We start from the raw sequence: 18,656 nt of genomic DNA, 5'->3' as shown, positions 1-18,656 counted from the left end.
GTCAGGCCCCCTTCAGCGGGCGGTAGGCGGAGCTGCGGCCGATGACGACCCGCTCCCAGGAGTCGTCGACGCCGAGGGTGGTCTCGGCGGCGCCGAGGAAGAGCCACCCGTCGGGGCGCATGAGGTCGCGCACCCGGCGGAGGATCGCCTGCTTGGTCGGCAGGTCGAAGTAGATGAGGACGTTGCGGAGGTAGACCACGTCGAACGGGCCCATCCGCGGGAGGGGCGCGGCCAGGTTGCACTCGGAGGCCGTCACCATCCGGCGCAGGCCGGCGGCGACCTCCCACTCGCTGCCGGCGCGGGTGAAGTGCCGCACCAGCATCGGGGCGGGCAGCCCGCGGTTGACCTCGAGCTGGCTGAACCGGCCGGCGCGGGTGCGCTCGACCATCTCGCGGGAGATGTCGGTCGCGGTGATCGAGACCCGCGTGCCCGCGTTCGGCATCGCGTCCTCGAGCAGCATCGCGATCGTGTAGGCCTCCTGCCCGCTGGAGCAGGCCGCCGACCAGATCTGCAGCCGCTCCGCCGGGCCGCGGGCGGCCTGCAGCGCGGGCAGCACCGTCGAGGTGAGCGCGGTGAACGGGTCGCCGTCCCGGAACCACGAGGTCTCGTTGGTGGTGAGCGCCTCGACGATCCTCCGGGTCGACTCCGGGCTGGGGCGGGTGCGGACCGAGTCGACGAACTGGCCGACGTCGGGCAGGCCCATCTGGCGGGCGATCGGCAGCAGCCGGGCCTCCACCAGGTACTCCTTGCCCGGGGCGAGCACGATGGCGCTCTCCCGGTGCACGAGCTGACGGACCCAGTCGAAGCTGGTGGCGGTGAGGGTCATCGCCGTCCTCCGGCGGTCGCCGGGACAGGGGCGGTGGCACGCGGCGGGGCCAGCCGCCGGTGGATCGCCTCGGCGATCCCGTCCAGTGGCAGCACCTCGTCGGCGAAGCCGGCCGAGGCCACGGCGCCGGGCATCCCCCAGACCACCGAGGTGGCCTGGTCCTGGACGACGACCGAGCCGCCGGCCTCCCGGATGCGACCGGCTCCGAGCCGGCCGTCGGAGCCCATGCCGGTGAGCACCACGCCGAGGACGGCGCCGTCGTAGGTGTCGACCGCGGAGCGGAACAGCGGGTCGACGGCCGGGCGGCAGAAGTTCTCCGGCGGGCCCTGGGTGAGCACGGTGTACTGCCCGCGGCCGGTGCTGCGGATGGTCAGGTGGTGGTCGCCGGGCGCCAGGTGGACGGTGCCGGGCACCAGCGGGGTGCCGTCGACGGCCTCGACGACGCGCAGGGCGCTCAGCCGGTCCAGCCGCTGGGCGAACTGCCGGGTGAAGACCGGTGGCATGTGCTGGACGAGCAGCACCGGCACCGGGAGCGTGGCCGGCAGCGCGGGGAGCAGCTTGGCCAGCGCCTCGGGCCCACCGGTGGAGGAGCCGATCACGAGGACGGCGGGCGCCTTGACCGCGCCCTGGCGCGGGGCCGGCGGGGCGATCCGGACCGGCGGCGGCGCGGGGCGGGACGGGCCCGGGGTGGCGGGGCGGCCGGTGAGCGCCTTGATCTTGGGGATGAGCTGCTCGCGCACGCTCTCCATCGACTGCGCGACGCTGCCGACGTTGGCGGGCTTGGTGACGTACTCGTTGGCGCCCGCCGACAGCGCGTCGAGGGTCGCCGCCGCGCCCCGCTCGGTCAGCGTGCTGAACATGATGATCGGCACCCGGCTGTGCCCTCGCCCCGCCCCACCGGCCCCGGCACCGGCGCGGATGGCCCGGACCGCCTCGATGCCGTTCATCTCCGGCATCTCGATGTCCATGGTGACGAGATCGGGCTTCAGCTGCTCGAGTTTGCCGACGGCGATCCGGCCGTTGACCGCGGTGCCGACCACCTCGATCGCCGGGTCCGCGGACAGGACGTCGGTCACGATCTTGCGGACGACCACCGAGTCGTCGACGACCATCACCCGGATCGGGTCCATGCGTCCTCCGTCTCCCCCTGGTCGGCCCAGCGGGGGGTGTGCAGTGCTGTCTGGCGTCGGCAGTCGCCCGGAGGCCGCGCGCGGGGCGCGGGGGCGCACCGCTCCGGTGCGGTACGTCCGAAGACGGTGCCTGTCCCCCGGGTTGTCGGCCTCCCGCCGACACTCCTTGAGCCGATCCGCCGAATTGGCGGCGCATTTTTCGCGACCTGCGGAAATGCGGTTGCCGACCATTTCGCACCATTTGTCGACAGGTCACCCGGCGACCGCGGGGTCAGCACTGCCCGAGCGGTCGAGCGCTGTCTGCGGTCGTCTAGCGACTGAACTAGAGAGCGGCAGAGATCCCTGGACGCGGGTGGCGCGCGGTCGCCGGGGTAGGCGGGGTCGCATGGCGCTCCCCCGTGTCCTCGTCCTCGTCCTCGCCGGTGGCGCCGGCGGCCGCCTGGAGCTGCTGACCGACCAGCGCGCCAAGCCCGCCGTCCCCTTCGCCGGGGTGTACCGGCTCATCGACTTCCCGCTGACCAACTGCCAGCACTCGCACCTGTCCGACGTGTGGGTGTCGGTGCAGTTCCACCCGACGTCGCTGGCCCGCCACCTGGCCAACGGCCGGCCGTGGGACCTCGACCGCACGACCGGCGGCCTGCTCACCCTGCCGCCCTACCGGGGCACCGAGCGGGGCGGCTGGGTGTCGGGCACGGCCGACTCGCTGTGGCGCTACGCGCCGCTGGTCCGCGAGTTCGCCGCCGACGCGCTCGTCGTCGTCAGCGCCGACGCCGTCTACAAGCTCGACTACCGCGAGGTCGTCGACGGGCACCTGCAGTCCGGCGCCGAGGTGACGATGGTGACCACCGAGGTCGCCGAGGACGACGCCCCGCGCTACGGCATCGTCGAGATGGGCGACGACGACCGGATCCGGGACTACGCCTACAAGCCCGACGAGCCGCGCACCACGACCGCGACCAACGAGGTGTTCGTCTTCTCCCCCGGCCCGACGCTGGACCGGCTGGAGGCGCTGAGCACGGAGGTCGGGGAGGACGGGCTCGAGGACCTCGGCACCCACCTGCTGCCCGCCCAGACCCGCGACGGGCGGGCCCGCGCGCACCCGCTGGGCTCCTACTGGCGCGACGTGGGCACCATCCCGGCGTACTGGGCGGCGCACCAGGACTTCCTCTCCCCCGAGCCGCCGCTGGACCTCGACGACCCGCGCTGGCCGGTGCACACCCGCGGCGGCCGGCACAGCGCCGCGCGGGTCCTGCGCGGTGCGGAGGTGGCGGGCAGCCTGCTGTCCGGCGGCACCCGGGTCGCCGGCCTGGTGAGCGGCTCGGTCCTCTCCCCCGGCGTCGTCGTGGAGGCCGGCGCGACCGTCGTGGACTCGGTGCTGCTGCCCGGTGCCCGCGTGCGCGCCGGCGCGACCGTGACCCGCGCCGTCCTCGACGACCGGGTCGAGATCGGCGAGAAGGCCTCGGTCGGCGGGGACGGCGAGATCACCCTGGTCGGCCGGGAGGCCGTCGTCCCGCCGGGGACGCAACTGCCCGCCGGCGCCCGCCACCCCGCGGACGACGAGGACTGAGGCACGGGCGGACGAACCGGACCGGGCGCGGGAGCCGGGGACGGCAGGCAGCGGCTCAGCGCATCAGGGGTACGGCACCTGGCCGCGGTGCGGTCCGGAGGACCGCAGCGTCATCGCGGAGCGCAGAGCACGGCGAGCGCGTCGGCGCCGAGCAGGTCACCCATGACGATGCCCTGCACGCAGCCGGCCACGGCGTTCCACGCACCCGCGGCGGCGGTGCCCGGGTCGAAGCCGCCGTCGAGGAAGGCCTGGACGGCGAGCAGCTGAGCGGTGGCGAGCGTGCGGGTGCGGCCGGAGACGTGCGCGGCCCACGAGGCCTCGTGCATGGCGGTGGCCCACGGCCGGCGCTCGGCGCGGGCGGCGTCGACGGCGGCCTGCCAGCGGGCCCGGCCGGCGGCGTCGAGCGACCGGATCCCGGCCAGCACGTCGGTGAGCTCCGCGGTGGCGGGGCCGAGGTCCAGCTCCGGCGCCGGCACCATGCCGGCCGCGGTGGCGACGGCGAACGGGCCGGTCAGCTGTCGCCGGACCAGCGGCGGCAGCACCGCGGCGGCCCACGAGCCGACGGCGGCGTCGGCGAGGACGTCGGCGGCCGCGGCCAGCACCTCCTCGCCGACCAGGCTCCGGGCGGGGTGCTCGGGACCGAGGACGTCCTCGCGCAGCACCCGCTCCAGGGCGACGGCGTCCCCGATGGTGCTGCGCTCGAGCTGGGCGACGAGGGCCGCGGTGCGGTCGGCGCCGGGCAGGTCGGCCGCGGCGGTGCGCACGTGCGGCACCGAGACGGCGAGCTCGCGAGCCTTGCGTGACCGGACGGCGAGGGCCGCCCGCTGCTCGCGGTCGCGGCCGGCGGCGGGGTGGACGGTGGCCAGCTGCTCGAGCGTGGCGGCGTCGGCCGCGAGCCCGGCCAGCAGGGCGTCGGCGACGGCGCGGCCGGCGGGCAGCCGGACCAGGTCGAAGCCGAGAGTGGCGGCACTGACCAGCGAGTAGGGCACGGCAGCGCCTCCCTTTCCACGTCCCCCGGGGTGAGGTCAGCCCATGCTGACGGTGATCGACAGGCAGCGCCACGTCACCGTCACCCGATCGCCGGACCCGGGGAGGGGTCCACCTGCGTGTCCCCCGGAGCAGCGTCAGCAGGCGGTCACTCCACGTGACCAACCCTGTGCGGGCCCGGCGTCGACGATGACCCCCGACCAGGCCCCGGCGACGCCGCGGACCCCGAGCTCCTCCGGGTACGACCCTGCCCCCTCCAGATGAGGGGACGATGAGCCGGGCGCGGTTCTCATGACTCCTTCATCCCCAGGTGCCACCCTCGGGGCATGCGGGTTCTGGTCGTCGAGGACTCGACCAAGATGCGCGACGTCCTCGTTCGTGGTCTGACGGAGGCGGGGCACGCGGTGGACGCGGTGGCCGACGGCTCGGCGGGGCTGGCCTGGGCGACGTCGGTCCTCTACGACGCCGTCGTGCTCGACGTGATGCTGCCCGGCATGGACGGCTTCGCGGTGTGCCGGACGCTGCGGGACCGGCTGGTGTGGACGCCGGTGCTGATGCTGACCGCGCGCGACGCCGTGCCCGACCGGGTGTACGGCCTGGACTCCGGAGCCGACGACTACCTGGTCAAGCCCTTCGCGTTCACCGAGCTGCTCGGCCGGCTGCGCGCCCTGCAGCGCCGCGGGGCGCCCCCGCGGCCGGCGCTGCTGCGCTGCGGCCCGATCACGCTCGACCCCGCGGCCCACACCGTGGAGTGCCGCGGCGAGGAGGTGGAGCTCTCCCGGCGCGAGTACGCCCTCCTGGAGTTCCTGCTGCGCCACCCGGGGCACGTCCTGTCGCGCAGCCAGATCCTGGAACAGGTCTGGGGGCAGGACTACGACGGGCTGTCCAACGTCGTGGACGTCTACGTGAAGTACCTGCGGGACAAGATCGACCGGCGGTTCTCCCTGGACCTCGTGCAGACCGTGCGCGGTGCCGGCTACCGGCTGGCCTGCCCGGACTCGGCGGCCTGACGGCGGTGTCCCGCCTGCCGATCAGCGTGCGGCTCGCCGCGCTGTCGGCCGCGTCGCTCGCCGTCCTGCTCGCCCTCGTCGGGGTGGTCGTCCACCAGCAGCTCGGCACGGCCCTGCGCGCGGGCGTCGACGATCGGCTCGACGACCTCGCCGTGGCGCTCCCGGTCGGCCTGCGCGGCGACCAGCTGGACGAGGACATGCTCAGCGTCGACCTCGACGACCGCATGGTGCAGCTCGTCGACCGGCGGGGCCGGGTCATGGGCACGGCCGGCGACGACGTCCCGGGGACACCCCTCCTCGGCCCGACCGACCTCGCCCGCGCCCGGTCGGGTCAGGACGTGCTCCGCACCCTCGACGAGGGGTCCGGGCTGCGGGTGCTCGCCATCCGGGACGGCTCCCGCGGGCAGGTCGCGATCCTCGCCGCCCGGCTCGACGAGGTCCAGGAGGCGCAGGCCGCGCTGGTCTCGGGCTACCTGCCCGCCGCCGGGCTGGCCACCGTCCTGGCCGGCCTGCTCGGCTACGTCATCGCCCAGCGGGGGCTGGCCCCGGTCCGGCGGGCGACCGACGAGGCGCTGGCGATCAGCGCGGCGGACCTGTCCCGGCGGCTGTCCCCGCCCGCGCACCCCGACGAGGTGGGCCGCCTGGTGCAGACCCTCAACGCCATGCTCGACCGCCTGGCCGCCGCCGTCGCCCGGGAGCGCATCTTCACCGCCGACTCCAGCCACGAGCTGCGCACCCCGCTGGCGATCCTCACCGCGGAGGTCGAACTGGCCCGCGACCGCACCGACGACCCCGCCGTCCGCACCGCGCTGGGGACGGCGCTGGACGAGGCCGGCCGCCTCTCCGGGCTCATCGACGACCTGCTGGTGCTCGCCCGTGTCGACACCGGCCACCTCGAGACCGAGCGCCCCCTGGACCTCGACGACCTCGTCGAGCGGGTGGCCGGCCGCTTCACCACGCTCGCCGCCCGGCGCGGCATCCGGCTGCAGACCGGCGGGGCGGCGGTGATCCGCGGCGACCCGGCCGGCGTGGAGCGGGCGGTGGCCAACCTGGTCGACAACGCGCTGCGGCACACCCCCGACGGCGGCACCGTCACCGTCGACGTGCAGGCCACCGGCTCGGCCGGTGCGCAGGTCGCCGTGAGCGACACCGGGCCCGGGGTCCCGGCCGACCGGCTGCCCGGCCTGTTCGACCGGTTCAGCCGGGTGGACGACGCCCGCCACGAACCCGGCGGCGCCGGCCTCGGCCTGGCCATCGTGGCCGCCGTCGCCACCGCGCACGGCGGTGCGGTGACCGCCGCCAACGCCGCCTCCGGTGGCCTGACGGTCACTCTCGCCCTCGGCCCGGCCGGCGAGCCCGCCCAGCACGACGGACAGCGGTGAGACCGGGCCCGGCCGGCCCGGGAACGCAGCGACCCCCGGCCGGGCGACCCTCCGGAGAGAGGGGCCGCCCGACCGGGGGTCGAGGAGGCAGGGCGTCGGCCGCCGGGGAAGTCCGGCCGCGCCCGGGTCCGTGGCCGCTAGGCGCTCACGGCCTTCTGGACGTCGAGCGCCAGCAGCAGCTGCCCGTCGAGCTTGAACGCCCCGCGGATCAGCTCGCGGGCCGACCCGTCCAGGGTGTCCGGCGGCGCCTCGAAGTCGGCCGGGTCGACGTCCACGACGTCGGCGATCGCGTCGACGAGCAGGCTGACCGCCTCCCCGTGCAGGCGGACGACGATCACCACCGCGTCGGTGCCCTCGGGCCGCGGCGGCCGGCCCAGCCGCTCGCGCAGCTCGATCGCGGTCACCACCTGCCCGCGCAGGTTGATCAGGCCGGCGACGGCGGCGGGGGCCAGCGGCACCCGGGTGAGCCCCTGGCTCTTCAGGACCTCCTGCACGTGCGCGACCTCGATGCCGTAGAGGTCGCCGTCCAGCCAGAAGGTGGCCAGCTGGCCGCCGATGGCCGGCGCGGTGGTGTCGGTCGCGGCAGGCACGTCAGACCTCCAGGAGGGAGCCGGGGACGCCCTCGGGCGTCGCGGAGAGGGGCGCGGAGTAGAAGGCCGGGTCGGCGGCGAGGATCGCCGCGCGGACGTCGAGCAGCTCGGTCACCTTGTCGCCGAGGACGGCGGAGCCGAGCAGGCCCAGGTCGTCGATGTCGCTGCGGACGGCCGCCTCGCCGTCGACGATGTCGAGGATCTCCTCGACGACGATCGCGACGCTGCGCCCGTGGTCGCTGTAGACGATGACCTCGAGGACCTCGCGGTCGCTCTCGCCGTAGGCGCCCAGGTGCCGGTCCAGGCGCACCATCGGCAGGATCGCGCCGCGGTACTGGACGACCTCGCGGTTGCCGACGCGCTCGACGGCCTCGGTGCGCACCTGCTCGAGCCGGGTGACGGTGTCCAGCGGGATGGCCACCCGCCGTCCGCCGCCGATGGCGGCCAGCAGCATCCGCTGCCGGTCGCTCTCGGCGGCCGACGCCTGCAGGGCCGCCACCCGGGAGTCCTGACGCTCGCTGGTCTCGGTGCGCAGGGCCCGGCGGGCCAGGGCCTGGACGTCGAGGATGAGCGCCACGGTGCCGTCGCCGAGGACGGTGGCACCCGAGTAGAGGCCGATCGCCTTGAGCTGGCCGCCGACGGCCTTGACGACGATCTCCTCGGTGTTGATGACGCGGTCGACGACGAGGCCGAAGCGGCGCCCCTCGGAGCGGAGGACGGCGATGACCACGTGCCCGTCGTGCCGGTCGGAGGTGAGCCCCAGGACGTCGGTGAGGCGGACCAGCGGCAGCAGCTCCCCGCGCAGGCGGTAGACCGGCGCGCCGCCGACCTCCTCGACCGCGGTGGCGGCCTTCTCGGCGTCCAGGGACACCAGCTCCTGCAGGCTGATCTGCGGGATGGCGTAGCGGTCGCCGGCGCACTCGACGGTCAGCGCGGGGACGATCGCCAGGGTCAGCGGGATCCGCAGCCGGCAGACGGTGCCCTCGCCGGGCACCGACTCGACCTCGATGGTGCCGCCGATCGACTCGATGTTGGTCTTGACCACGTCCATGCCGACGCCGCGGCCGGAGACGTTGGTGACGGCCGCGGCGGTGGAGAAGCCGGGCAGGAAGATCATCTGGAGGACGTCGGCGGGGCTGGTCCGCGCGAGGGCGTCGGCGCTGATCAGGCCGCGCTCGACGGCCTTGGCCCCGACCTTGGCCGGATCGATGCCGGCACCGTCGTCGGCCACCTCGACCACGACCTGGCCGCTCTCGTGCTTGGCGCGCAGGGTCAGGACGCCCTCGGTGGGCTTGCCGGCGGCGCGGCGGGCCTCGGGGGCCTCGATGCCGTGGTCGACGGAGTTGCGGACCAGGTGGGTCAGCGGGTCCTTGACGGCCTCGAGCAGCGTCTTGTCCAGCTCGGTGTCCCGGCCCTCCATCTCCAGGCGGACGCTCTTGCCGCACTGCAGGCCCAGGTCGCGGACGACGCGCGGCAGCTTCGACCAGATGTGGTCGATCGGCTGCATGCGCGTCTTCATGACGCCCTCCTGCAGCTCGCTGGCGATCAGGTTGAGCCGCTGCGAGGCGCGCAGCAGGTCGGTGTCGTTGGAGCGGCCGACGTACTGGACGATCTGGTTGCGGGTCAGCACCAGCTCCCCGACCAGCAGCATCAGCTCGTCGAGCAGGTCGACGTCCACCCGGATCGTGCTGTCGGCGACGGCGCGGCGGGCCTGACCGCCACCGGTGTCGGCGGCGGGGCCGGCCTCGGCCTCGGCGGGCTCGGGAGTCTCCAGCACCGGCTCGGGCCGGGGCGCGGGGACCGGGGTCTCGGACACGGGCGCAGGCACCTCCGCGGCGGGGGCCGGAGCAGGGACGGCGGGGGTCGGGACGGCCTCGACGACGGCGACGGGGGTCGCCTCGGCGGCCGGGGCCTCCTGCGCCGGGGACGACGCCCCGGCCGCGCCGGCCGCCACGGCCGGGACCTCGACGGCCGGCGCGGCCGGGGCGTCGTCCATCGCCGCACTGATCGCCGCGACGACGGCGGAGACGTCGACCGAGCCCTCGCCGCCGGTGGCCTCGATGGAGGCCAGCAGCGAACGGACCGTGTCGACCATCTGCAGCAGCACGCTGGTCCGGGTGGGGGTCAGCGCGAGGGCGCCGTCCCGCAGCCGGGAGAGCATGTTCTCCCCGACGTGGGTGACCTCCTCCAGGCGGTGGAAGGCCAGGAAGCCGCTGGTGCCCTTGATCGTGTGGATCGTGCGGAAGATGCTCGACAGCCGCTCCCGCGAGTCGGGCTCCTGCTCCAGGGCGACCAGGTCGGTGTCCAGCTGGTCGAGGTTCTCGTGGCTCTCGACCAGGAACTCCTCGACGATGTCGTCCAGACCGTCCACGTTGCTCTTCTCTCTCGTTCCCGGCGCAGCGCGCGCTTCGGGTTGTTCATCGGCGGGCAGTGCCAGGGGTTGAGCCCAACGGCCGGACCTGCCGGCGTGCCGCCGTCGGTTCGTCGACGGGATGGTGGACGCCGCACGGTGCGCCCGTCACACCATTCCGTGCGTGTCGCGGAATGCGTTCGCAAGAACGTCGGTGACCGCATCGGGGCGGTCCCCGTGTCGACCGTCCGCCATTCCCGGGAATGGCCGACGACCCGCCCGGCCGGGGATCCCGGCCGGGCGGTGACCGCGCGGGTCAGTAGGTGAAGCGGGCGACCCCGGCGCGCAGGTCGGCGGCCATCCGGGACAGCTCGTCGACGGCGGTGCGCGTCTGCGTCAGCGCCTGCGTGGTCGACTCGGCCGCGGTGGAGACGCCGGTGATGTTCGCGGCGATCTCCCCCGCCCCGCCGGCGGCCTCGGTCACCGACCGCGACATCTCGTTCGTGGTGGCGGTCTGCTCCTCCACCGCGGAGGCGATCGTGGTCTGCCGGTCGGAGATCTGGGCGACGATCTGGGAGATCTCACCGATCGCGGTCACCGCCGCGGAGGTGTCGCCCTGGATGGCCTCCACCCGCCGCGCGATGTCCTCGGTCGCCTTGGCCGTCTCCTGGGCCAGCTCCTTGACCTCGTTGGCCACGACCGCGAAGCCCTTGCCCGCCTCCCCGGCCCGCGCCGCCTCGATGGTGGCGTTGAGCGCCAGCAGGTTGGTCTGCTCGGCGATGGAGGTGATCACCTTCACCACGTTGCCGATCTCGACCGAGGACTCCCCCAGCTTCGCGACGGTCGCCGTCGTGGTCTCCGCCGCGGTCACCGCGCGCGCGGCGACGTCGGAGGCCTCGGCCGCGTTCGTGGCGATCTCCCGGATGCTCGCACCCATCTGCTCGGCACCCGCGGCCACGGTCTGCACGTTCCGGCTGACCTCCTCGGCCGCGCTCGCCACGACACCGGACTGGGCGGAGGTCTCCTCCGCCGAGGCGGAGATCTGCGCCGACGAGGCGCTCAGCTCCTCCGAGCTGGCGGCCACCGCGTCCGCCGACGCTGCCACCGACGCCAGCACGTCGCGCAGGTTCCCCTGTGCCGTGGACAGCGCGCCGGCCATCCGGCCCAGCTCGTCCTGGCCGCGCACCTCCGGGGCCACGGTCAGGTCACCCTGGGCGAGGGCCTCCACCGACTGCTGCACCGACCGGACGGTGGACACGATCCGTCGGACGACGAACACGGTGATCGCGCCGGCGACGGTGATGCCCGCGGCGAGGGTCAGCCACAGCGTGAGGACGGCGGAGTCGGCGATGCCGGCGGCGGCGTCCGTGTCCGCCTGGCCGGCCTCGACCCGCCGCTCCTGCATGGCGTTGTACTCGTCCATGAGCACGTCCGAGGAGTCCTGCAGCGGGCCGGTGATCAGCGCGGTGGCGGTCCGCAGGTCACCGGCGTCCGAGGCCGGGACGAGCTGGTGGTCGGCGACGTCGTAGTACTCCTCGACGTGGCCGCGGAAGACCTCGAACCCCTCCCGGTTGACGGTCACCTCGGCGTAGGCGTCGAGCTGCGCCTCGATGGTCTCCCGCCGCTCGGTCAGGTCGGCCAGCAGCGCGGCGCGGCTCTGCGGGTCGGCCAGCGGGTAGGTGTTGAACCGCGACCGGTCGCCCTGCCAGGAGCGCTGGATGTCCGCCAGGTCCGCGAGGGTCGTGACGTTCCCGTTGATCCGTGTCGCCGCCGCCTCGAGGGCGTTGATGCGGCTGACCGCGAGGACGGTCATGCCGATCGCGACGACGGCGAGCACGGCCAGGGCCGCGCCGATCTTGACGCCGATCGGACGGTCGGCGAACCACCCGCCGGACCGGGGGCCGGCGGCGGGCGGGGCGGTGGCGCTCATTCGAGGTCTCCTGTGCTGAGGGCGGTCTGCGGGGGGCGTTCTGCGGGGGATTTCTGCTGCGGGGCGGGTCTGCATCGACCCGCCATGTGTTTCGGTAGGGCGCACAGCCATTTCAGGGACCTTGGTCCCGAATTCATGAGAATTCCGGCGCCTGCATCCTGCGCCGGGACGGTCGTCGCCCCGGAATGGATGACTTGTCGACACGAGAGGTCGTTCCACCCGTTCGCGACCATTTCTTCGGAATGGTCGGGCACCGGGGCGTGTAACACCCCGGCCGGCTCCACACGGCGAGCCGGCCGGAGCGCGGACGTCAGTACGTGAAGCGGGCGACCCCGGCACGCAGGTCGGCGGCCATCCGGGACAGCTCGTCGACGGCGGTGCGCGTCTGGGTCAGCGCCTGCGTGGTCGACTCGGCCGCGGTGGAGACGCCGGTGATGTTCGCGGCGATCTCCCCCGCCCCGCCGGCGGCCTCGGTCACCGACCGGGACATCTCGTTTGTCGTGGCGGTCTGCTCTTCGACGGCGGAGGCGATGGTGGTCTGCCGGTCGCTGATCTGGGCGACGATCGTGCTGATCTCGCCGATGGCGGTGACGGCCGCCCCCGTGTCGCCCTGGATGGCCTCCACCCGCCGCGCGATGTCCTCGGTCGCCTTCGCCGTCTCCTGGGCCAGCTCCTTGACCTCGTTGGCCACCACCGCGAAGCCCTTGCCCGCCTCCCCGGCGCGCGCGGCCTCGATGGTCGCGTTCAGCGCCAGCAGGTTGGTCTGCTCCGCGATGGAGGTGATCACCTTCACCACGTTGCCGATCTCCGCCGAGGACTCACCGAGCTTGGCGACGGTGGCGGTGGTGGTCTCGGCGGCGGTCACCGCCCGAGCAGCTACCTCGCTGGCCTCCGCGGCGTTCGTGGCGATCTCCCGGATGCTCGCACCCATCTGCTCGGCACCCGCGGCCACGGTCTGCACGTTCCGGCTGACCTCCTCCGCGGCGCCGGCCACCACACCCGACTGCGCGCTGGTCTCCTCCGCCGACGCCGCGATCTGCGCCGACGAGGCCGACAGCTCCTCCGACGACGCCGCCACCGCGTCCGCCGACGCGGCCACGGACGCGACCACCTCGCGGACGGACTCGATGGCCCGGTCCACGGCCGCGGCGGCCCGGCCCACCTCGTCGTCCCGCGTGACACCGGTCATCCGGGTGAGGTCACCGGCGGCCAGGGCACCGGCGACCGACTCGACCGCCGCGAGGGGGCGCACGATGCGCCGCGAGACGGCCAGCGCGGCCCCGAGCGCCAGGAGGGCCCCCAGGACGACGACGGCGATCATGGTCCAGCGGGTGCGCGTCTCCTGCGCCTCGGCGGCCGCGGTCGCGGCCGCGACGCGCTCCCGCAGGGAGTCCTCCAGCTGCTTGGTGAGGTCGATGATCCCGAAGTAGACCTGGTAGCCCTCGCCCAGGATCAGCGCGTCCGCCGCGTCCGTCGCCTGCGGGGTCCCCTGCTGGTACAGCGCGACGACCTGGTCGTCCACGGCGAAGAAGTCGTCCCAGCTGGCGCCGATCTCCGCGTAGGTCGCCGCCTCCTCCTCGGTCAGCACGTCCATCGGCATGGCCTGGAGCTCCTCGCGCAGCCGACCGGCGACGTCGAGGAAGCCGGCCCGGTTGGCACTGGTGGGCTGCACCGCCACGACCGGGCCGGAGAGACGGGCGTCCCACGCGTAGGCCGTCTGCCACCCGCTCACGTCGGCGTTGTAGAACTCCATGGCCTGCGCGTGGTCGAAGGCGTCGTTGAGCTCCGCCACGTGCTGCCGTGCGTCGCCGGAGTTGCCGAGACCGGCCAGCCCGAAGCCACCGACGGCCAGGGCAGCGGCCATGCCGGCGGCACCGACAGCGGAGATGGAGCCGCGGACGCCGAGGCGGGAGCGGCGCACGGGCGTGCTGGTGTGCATGAGGGACGTCCCTGGTGTACGGAGACCGGAGCGGTCGGGCTGCCGGGACGCGGTCCGCGCCCCGGTGGGTGACACGCGGGACGTTATTGGCCGTGGACCGATTCCACGGCAGCGCGCGGGGCGTGTCGCGAATGGTCGGCGAGAATGGTCGGCGACCTCCTCTGCCTTCCCGATTTGTCGACACCGGGCCGTTCTCGGCGACCATTTCCGGGGAATACGGGAGGGGCGCCCGGTCGCGACCGGACGCCCCTCCTCGCGGTGCCTCAGTAGGTGAAGCGGGTGACCGCCGTCCGCAGGTCGGCGGCCATGCCCGTGAGCCGGTCGACGCTGGTGCGGGTCCGGGTGAGCGCCTGCGTCCTCGAGCCGGCCGCCGCGGAGACCCCGGTGATGTTGGCGGCGATCTCCCGCGAGCCGCCGGCGGCCTCCCCCACCGAGCGCGACATCTCGCTGGTGGTGGCGGTCTGCTCCTCCACGGCGCTGGCGATGGTCAGCTGGAAGTCGTTGATCTGCGATGACCTCGCTGATGCGGCCGATCGCGGTCACCGCGACCTTCGCCGCCTCGTTCGCGTTCTGGGCGATCTCGCGGATGGACGCGCCCATCTGCTCGGCGCCCGCCGCCACCGTCTCCACGCCCAGGGTGACCTCCTCCGCGGCCGAGGCCACGACGCCGGACTGCACGCTGGCCTCCTCGGCCGACGGTCGCACATCGCCCGAGAAAGGCCGGTCAGCGCATTGCGTGCGACGTCTCGTCGACATCCCCGACGATGGCGCGGACATGCGACGGAGCGCCCGGCCGGTTCCCCGGCCGGGCGCTCCGTCGTCCTGGAGTCGGGCGTCAGTAGGCGAAGCGGGAGACGCTCGTCCGCAGGTCCGACGCCATCCGCGACAGCTCGTCCACGGCGCTGCGGGTCTGGGTCAGCGCCTGGGTGGTGGAGTCCGCGGCGGTGGAGACGCTGACGATGTTCTCCGCGATCTGCCCCGACCCGCCGGCGGCCTCCGCGACCGATCGCGACATCTCGCTGGTGGTCGCGGTCTGCTCCTCCACCGCGGAGGCGATGGTGGTCTGCCGGTCGGAGATCTGGGCGACGATCTGGGAGATCTCCTCGATGGCGGTCACCGCCGCACCGGTGTCGTGCTGGATCGCCTCCACCCGCCGCGCGATGTCCTCGGTCGCCTTCGCCGTCTCCTGGGCCAGCTCCTTGACCTCGTTGGCCACCACCGCGAAGCCCTTGCCGGCCTCCCCGGCGCGAGCGGCCTCGATGGTCGCGTTCAGCGCCAGCAGGTTGGTCTGCTCCGCGATGGAGGTGATCACCTTCACCACGTTGCCGATCTCCGCCGAGGAGTCCCCCAGCTTGGCCACCGTCGCCGTCGTCGACGCCGCCGCGGTCACCGCGCGCGCGGCGACGTCGGAGGCCTCGGCCGCGTTCGTGGCGATCTCCCGGATCGAGGCGCCCATCTGCTCGGCACCCGCGGCCACCGTCTCGACGCTGCGCGAGACCTCCTCGGCCGCGCCGGCGACCACACCGGACTGCGCGCTGGTCTCCTCCGCCGACGCCGCGATCTGCGCCGACGAGGCCGACAGCTCCTCCGACGACGCCGCCACCGCGTCCGCCGAGCTCGCGACGGAGGCCATGACCTCGCGCAGGTTGGCCTGCGCGGCGTCCAGGGCGGCGGCCATCCGGCCGAGCTCGTCGGCGGAGTGGACGCCGGTGGTGCGGCGCAGGTCCCCGCCGGCCATGGCCTCGGCCACCTCCTGCACGGCGCGCACCGTCCCCGTGATCCGGCGGACGACGACCACGGTCAGCCCCGTGGCCAGCGCGGTCGCGACCAGGGCGCTGACCAGCAGCGTGGTGACCGCGGAGTCGGCGCGCTCGGCGGCCTCGGCGTTCCGGGCGGCGGCCTGCGCGGACTGCGCGACGCCCTCCTCCTCCAGACCGTCGGCGATCTGGGTGAGCAGCGGGCTGGAGACGTCGCGGTAGACCTGGGCGTACGTCGTGAGGTCGCCGCGGTCGGCGGCGGGGAACAGCTGGGCCTCGTTGGTGGCGAGGAACCGCTGCCGGCCCTGCGCGTAGGCGTCCATGGCCGCCTGGTCGATCACGTAGGGCGCGTACTCGGCGAGGGCGGCGTCGACGTCGGCCTGCTTCTCGTCCATCTCGCCGCGCAGCTCCTCCCGGCGAGCGGGGTCGGAGACGGCGTACTCGAGCACGCGGGCGCGGTGCGCGGCGGTGGCGCGCTGCACCGCGGACAGCGCGTTCAGGGGCTCGAGGTTCTCGGTGTAGATCGTCTCCTGGTGGGTGCGCATCTCGGAGATGCGCAGGACCGCGAGGACGTTGGTCGCGAGCACCACGACGGCGAGCAGCGCGACGACCGCGCCGATCCGCACGCCGAGGGGCCGGTCGGCGAACCACCCGGAGGTGCGGCCGGGGGGAGCGGGGGTGGTGGGGGAGTACACGGAGAGCCCCTCCAGGGACGATGGCGAATGGCAGACGGATGTGCGCTTCGGCATAGTCTGGTGCCATTCCTGGCGGTTCCGGAGCCCATTCGGAGAGGGATGCGGAATCGTTCCCGAGCAGTATGGTGACCGGCTCGCCGACGGCATTTGTCGACAGCGCGGGAACGGCGACTACGCCATTTCCCGGAGCGCCGGGAGCCTCCGCCCTGCGCCGATCCCGGGATTGTCGACAGCGGCCGGGCGGACCGCCGCGCAGGCCCTGCCGGTGACCCGGGCGTCCCCCGCGCCACCGGGTCAGGCGAGCAGGTCGGCGAGCTCCTCGAGCAGGGGGACGACGGCGGCGGGCCCGGGGATGCGGAAGCGGGCCACGGTGTCGCCCTCGCCGACCTTGACGGTGACGTCGCCGGCGGGGAGGGCCCGGAAGGCGTCCTCGTCGGTGAGGTCGTCGCCGAGGTAGACCGCCGCCGCGGCGCCGAGCTCCTCGCGGAGACGCAGCAGGGCCCGGCCCTTGTCGGCGTCGGTGACGGCGAGCTCGAGCACCTCCTTGCCCGGCTTCTTCGTCAGTGACGGATCGGCGTCCCGGTCGGCGGCCGCGAGCAGCTCGGCGGCCGCGGCGCGGTCGGCGACCTGCCGCACGTGCACCGCCACGCTGGCCGGCTTCACCTCGAGCAGCGCACCCGGCACCGCGGCCACGAGGGGCGCCAGCCGCTCGGCGAGGGCATCCCGGCGGGCGGCGAGCTCCCCGGTGAGCGGGCCGTCGAACTCCGCGCCGTGGCTGCCCACCCAGCGGTACGGACCGGACAGCCCGCTGACCGTCTGGAGGTCGGCCACGCCGCGGCCGCTGACGAGGGCGACGACGACGCCGGGGCGGTCGGCCAGCCGGGCAAGCGCCTCGCCGACACCGGGGGAGGGGACCGCCGCCGACGGGTCCCCGACCAGCGGCGCGAGGACGCCGTCGTAGTCACTGGCCACCAGCAGCGGCCGCCGTCCGGCCAGCTCCCGGAGCGCGGTGGCCAGGTCGGCCGGCGACCCGGCCATCACTGCTGCGCGCGCAGCGCGTCGAAGAAGGACGTCGCCCAATGCTCGAGGTCGTTCTTCGCCAGGTGCCGCCGCATGGCCCGCATCCGCTTGGCCAGCTCCGCCGGCTCGGCGCGCAGCGCCCGCACCAGCTGGTTCTTGACCCCGGCGATGTCGTGCGGGTTGACCAGGAAGGCCTGCTTCAGCTCGGCCGCGGCGCCGGCGAACTCCGACAGCACCAGCGCACCACCGAGGTCGCTGCGCGCGGCGACGTACTCCTTGGCGACCAGGTTCATCCCGTCGCGGTACGGCGTCACGAGCATGACGTCGGCGGCCCGGTAGAGGGCGGCCAGCTCCTCGCGGGGCACCGACTGGTTGATGTAGTGCACCGCCGGGCCGCCGAGGCTGCCGAAGACGCCGTTGATGTGGCCGACCTGCTGCTCGATGGTCTCGCGCATGTGCACGTAGTGCTCGACCCGCTCGCGGCTGGGCGTGGCCACCTGGACCAGCACCGTGCCCGGGGCCTCCAGGGCGCCGTCCTCGAGCAGCTCCTGGAACGCGGAGAACCGGACGGCGATGCCCTTGGTGTAGTCGAGCCGGTCGACGCCCAGGATGATCTTCTCCGGGTTGCCGAGCTCGGCGCGGATCTCCTTGGCGCGCTGGACCACCTCCGGCGAGCTCGCCAGCTCGTCGAAGGCGGCGACGTCGATGGAGATCGGGAAGGCGCGCGCGGTGACCGTGCGCCCGTCGTACTCGACGGTCGTGCCGCGGGCCGGCAGCTCGTGCAGCCGGCGGGCGAGCTGGACGAAGTTCGACGCCGCGCTGGGCCGCTGGAAGCCGACCAGGTCGGCGCCGAGCAGCCCCTCGACGATCGCCGAGCGCCAGGGCAGCTGGGTGAACAGCTCGTAGGGCGGGAAGGGGATGTGCAGGAAGAACCCGATGGTCAGGTCAGGGCGGCGCTGCCGCAGCATCGCGGGGACCAGCTGCAGCTGGTAGTCGTGCACCCACACGATCGCGCCCTCGGCGGCGACCTCGGCGGTGCGCTCGGCGAAGCGCTTGTTGACCTGGACGTAGGTGTCCCACCACGTCCGGTGGTACTCGGGCTTCTCGACGACGTCGTGGTAGAGCGGCCACAGCGAGGCGTTGGACATGCCCTCGTAGTAGCGGTCCACCTCCTCCTCGGAGAGCGGCACCGGGATCAGTTGCACGCCGCCGGACTCGAACGGCTCCGGCGCCTCCCCGGCCGAGCCGGACCAGCCGACCCAGGCGCCCCCGCGGCCGGCCACGAACGGCTCCAGCGCCGTCACCAGCCCACCGGGGCTGCGCTGCCAGCGCGTCGTCCCGTCCGGGTCGGTCACCTGGTCGACGGGCAGCCGGTTGGCCACCACCACGACGGGGCTGTCCGCCCGCTCGTCTGCTCCGGATGCTCCACCCATGCCGCCTCCGACCCTATCGATGGCGCGTCCCGAGGGCATC

At 74.3% G+C, this 18,656-nt stretch carries 14 protein-coding genes; 3 read left to right on the top strand and 11 right to left on the bottom strand.

Annotated features, from left to right (window positions below):
* Position 1: 1 nt before the first annotated feature.
* Entirely contained in the window at positions 2-826 is an 825-nt protein-coding gene (locus ACI78Q_RS03540; protein WP_456921936.1) for a CheR family methyltransferase, read from the bottom strand.
* A complete protein-coding gene (locus tag ACI78Q_RS03535; protein WP_456921935.1) occupies positions 823-1,956 on the bottom strand; it encodes a protein-glutamate methylesterase/protein-glutamine glutaminase in 1,134 nt (377 codons plus the stop codon). Before ACI78Q_RS03535 ends, ACI78Q_RS03540 begins: the two co-directional genes overlap by 4 nt.
* 385 nt (positions 1,957-2,341) lie before the next feature.
* On the opposite strand from ACI78Q_RS03535, the gene ACI78Q_RS03530 reads away from it, so the two are divergent.
* Positions 2,342-3,523 carry a glucose-1-phosphate adenylyltransferase family protein gene (locus ACI78Q_RS03530; protein ID WP_456921934.1) on the top strand — a complete coding sequence of 394 codons (1,182 nt, stop codon included), beginning with the start codon at positions 2,342-2,344 and terminating at the stop codon, positions 3,521-3,523.
* 110 nt (positions 3,524-3,633) lie between these two features.
* Here the strand turns inward: ACI78Q_RS03530 and ACI78Q_RS03525 are convergent, their stop codons facing one another.
* Positions 3,634-4,512, bottom strand: a complete 879-nt coding sequence (locus tag ACI78Q_RS03525; RefSeq protein WP_456921933.1) for a hypothetical protein — start codon at positions 4,510-4,512, stop codon at positions 3,634-3,636.
* 324 nt (positions 4,513-4,836) lie between these two features.
* Here ACI78Q_RS03525 and ACI78Q_RS03520 point away from each other — a divergent pair, with 324 nt between their 5' ends.
* Both ACI78Q_RS03520 and ACI78Q_RS03515 read left to right on the top strand, forming a co-directional pair.
* Positions 4,837-5,520: a response regulator transcription factor gene (locus ACI78Q_RS03520; RefSeq protein ID WP_456921932.1), complete on the top strand. Its 684-nt coding sequence runs from the start codon at positions 4,837-4,839 to the stop codon at positions 5,518-5,520.
* A 5-nt stretch (positions 5,521-5,525) separates the two neighbouring features.
* Complete coding sequence (locus tag ACI78Q_RS03515; RefSeq protein WP_456921931.1) at positions 5,526-6,902, top strand: sensor histidine kinase; 1,377 nt, start codon at positions 5,526-5,528, stop codon at positions 6,900-6,902.
* 137 nt (positions 6,903-7,039) lie between these two features.
* On the opposite strand, the gene ACI78Q_RS03510 is transcribed toward ACI78Q_RS03515, so the two are convergent.
* The 8 genes from ACI78Q_RS03510 to ACI78Q_RS03475 form a co-directional block, all read right to left on the bottom strand.
* Entirely contained in the window at positions 7,040-7,492 is a 453-nt protein-coding gene (locus ACI78Q_RS03510) for a chemotaxis protein CheW (protein WP_456921930.1), read from the bottom strand.
* A 1-nt stretch (position 7,493) separates the two neighbouring features.
* On the bottom strand, positions 7,494-9,863 hold the full coding sequence (locus ACI78Q_RS03505; protein ID WP_456921929.1) for a chemotaxis protein CheA: 2,370 nt from the start codon (positions 9,861-9,863) through the stop codon (positions 7,494-7,496).
* A 295-nt stretch (positions 9,864-10,158) separates the two neighbouring features.
* Positions 10,159-11,772, bottom strand: coding sequence for a methyl-accepting chemotaxis protein (locus ACI78Q_RS03500; protein ID WP_456921928.1), 1,614 nt, complete (start codon positions 11,770-11,772; stop codon positions 10,159-10,161).
* 310 nt (positions 11,773-12,082) lie between these two features.
* Positions 12,083-13,711 carry a methyl-accepting chemotaxis protein gene (locus ACI78Q_RS03495; RefSeq protein WP_456921927.1) on the bottom strand — a complete coding sequence of 543 codons (1,629 nt, stop codon included), beginning with the start codon at positions 13,709-13,711 and terminating at the stop codon, positions 12,083-12,085.
* A gap of 263 nt (positions 13,712-13,974) precedes the next feature.
* A complete protein-coding gene (locus tag ACI78Q_RS03490) occupies positions 13,975-14,184 on the bottom strand; it encodes a hypothetical protein (protein ID WP_456921926.1) in 210 nt (69 codons plus the stop codon).
* 362 nt (positions 14,185-14,546) lie between these two features.
* Positions 14,547-16,163 (bottom strand): methyl-accepting chemotaxis protein, encoded by a 1,617-nt coding sequence (locus tag ACI78Q_RS03485; RefSeq protein ID WP_456921925.1) that lies wholly within the window; start codon positions 16,161-16,163, stop codon positions 14,547-14,549.
* Between the two features lie 294 nt (positions 16,164-16,457).
* Positions 16,458-17,201, bottom strand: a complete 744-nt coding sequence (otsB, locus tag ACI78Q_RS03480; protein ID WP_456921924.1) for a trehalose-phosphatase — start codon at positions 17,199-17,201, stop codon at positions 16,458-16,460.
* Positions 17,201-18,616, bottom strand: coding sequence for an alpha,alpha-trehalose-phosphate synthase (UDP-forming) (locus tag ACI78Q_RS03475; protein WP_456921923.1), 1,416 nt, complete (start codon positions 18,614-18,616; stop codon positions 17,201-17,203). The genes otsB and ACI78Q_RS03475 overlap by 1 nt, the downstream gene beginning before the upstream one ends.
* Positions 18,617-18,656: the final 40 nt, after the last annotated feature.

Source organism: Geodermatophilus sp. SYSU D00705 (assembly GCF_054050135.1).
This window is presented reverse-complemented; position numbering and strand designations above follow the sequence as displayed.

Bases quoted from the DNA above. Each gene is read 5' to 3' on its own strand.
- ACI78Q_RS03540 (WP_456921936.1), bottom strand. From the start codon at position 826: ATGACCCTCACCGCCACCAGCTTCGACTGGGTCCGTCAGCTCGTGCAC.
- ACI78Q_RS03535 (WP_456921935.1), bottom strand. From the start codon at position 1,956: ATGGACCCGATCCGGGTGATGGTCGTCGACGACTCGGTGGTCGTCCGC.
- ACI78Q_RS03530 (WP_456921934.1), top strand. From the start codon at position 2,342: ATGGCGCTCCCCCGTGTCCTCGTCCTCGTCCTCGCCGGTGGCGCCGGC.
- ACI78Q_RS03520 (WP_456921932.1), top strand. From the start codon at position 4,837: ATGCGGGTTCTGGTCGTCGAGGACTCGACCAAGATGCGCGACGTCCTC.
- ACI78Q_RS03500 (WP_456921928.1), bottom strand. From the start codon at position 11,772: ATGAGCGCCACCGCCCCGCCCGCCGCCGGCCCCCGGTCCGGCGGGTGG.
- ACI78Q_RS03495 (WP_456921927.1), bottom strand. From the start codon at position 13,711: ATGCACACCAGCACGCCCGTGCGCCGCTCCCGCCTCGGCGTCCGCGGC.
- otsB (WP_456921924.1), bottom strand. From the start codon at position 17,201: ATGGCCGGGTCGCCGGCCGACCTGGCCACCGCGCTCCGGGAGCTGGCC.
- ACI78Q_RS03475 (WP_456921923.1), bottom strand. From the start codon at position 18,616: ATGGGTGGAGCATCCGGAGCAGACGAGCGGGCGGACAGCCCCGTCGTG.